The following is a 1,018-nucleotide window of genomic DNA, read 5'->3' on the forward strand; positions in this document are numbered from 1 at the left end:
CGTCTCCGGGCCGGCCGTCCGGGGCGCGCCGCCGTCAGAGCCCGGCTCCCAGCTCCTCCGCCCGGTCCAGGTGGCCGAGGGTGCGTTCGGCGTGCCGGCCGACCGACTCCGCCGAGCCCTGACCGAGCCGGTACAGGGCGAGGGCCTGGGCGGTGGCGGCCAGCTCGTGCGCGGCGCGGGAGAGCTCACGGTGGACGTCGGCGGCCTCGGCCGGGATGTGCTCGCCGTCGCCCTCGTGGTCCCGGTGCAGGCGGACGCACAGGGCACGGACCGCGGGGAGCCGTTCCGTGAGGACTTTGCCGGCGTGGACCACGCCGTTGCGCTCCTCGGGGCTCAGCACGTCCGTGCCCCGCTGGCCCTCCAGCACCTGCCAGTAGCGGTCCATGGCCCGGCCGAGGCGGTCGTGGGCACGGCGCCACAGCCCCGTGCCGAGCTCGCGGTCGTCGGCACGCTCCTGACGGAAGCGTGCGAAGGGCCCCCTCATGCGCGGTCGCCGGACGGCCGGCGCGCGTCGGCGGGGTCGGTGACGAGCACGACCTTGCCCGTGCGGGTGGCGGAGTCGAACCAGTCGAACGCCTCGGCGGCCTCGGCGAGCGGGAAGCACGCCCCGACGCTCGCGTCGATGCGGCCCGCCGCCACCAGGGGCCACACGGCACGTTCGGTCGCGGCCACGATCCCGGCCTTGTCCACGACCGAGCGGGAGCGGAGCGTCGCCCCCGTGAGCCAGCCGCGCTTGACCACCAGCTTCATGATGTTGAAGTCCTCCGGGACGGCGCCGCCCTGGACCGCGAGCGTCACGATGCGGCCCTCGGGGGCGAGCGCGGACACGTTGGGCGCCAGGTACGGGGCGCCGACGACGTCGAGGATGACGTCCGCGCCGTGGCCGTCCGTGACCTCCTTGACCCACGGGGCGAAGGCACCGGACTCGGCGGCGCGGTGGTCGAACATGTGCTCGGCGCCCAGCCGCCGGCCGAGCGCCACCTTCTCCGGGCCGCCGGCGGTGCCCAGCACCCGTGCA

Annotated in this window: 2 protein-coding genes; both read right to left on the reverse strand. The window is 76.2% G+C overall.

Annotated features, from left to right (window positions below; all coding sequences use genetic code 11):
- Positions 1–34: 34 nt before the first annotated feature.
- Positions 35–484 carry a hypothetical protein gene (locus HMPREF3105_RS00330; protein ID WP_070708501.1) on the reverse strand — a complete coding sequence of 150 codons (450 nt, stop codon included), beginning with the start codon at positions 482–484 and terminating at the stop codon, positions 35–37.
- A partial coding sequence (locus HMPREF3105_RS00335; RefSeq protein ID WP_141762356.1) for a zinc-binding dehydrogenase occupies positions 481–1,018 on the reverse strand: 538 nt, incomplete at its 5' end. The genes HMPREF3105_RS00335 and HMPREF3105_RS00330, both read right to left, overlap by 4 nt.

This window comes from Micrococcus sp. HMSC31B01, assembly GCF_001816085.1.
GTDB classification, from domain to species: Bacteria; Actinomycetota; Actinomycetes; order Actinomycetales; family Micrococcaceae; genus Micrococcus; species Micrococcus luteus.

Excerpts from the sequence above, each read along its gene's own strand:
- HMPREF3105_RS00330 (WP_070708501.1), bottom strand. The coding sequence starts at position 484 with ATGAGGGGGCCCTTCGCACGCTTCCGTCAGGAGCGTGCCGACGACCGC.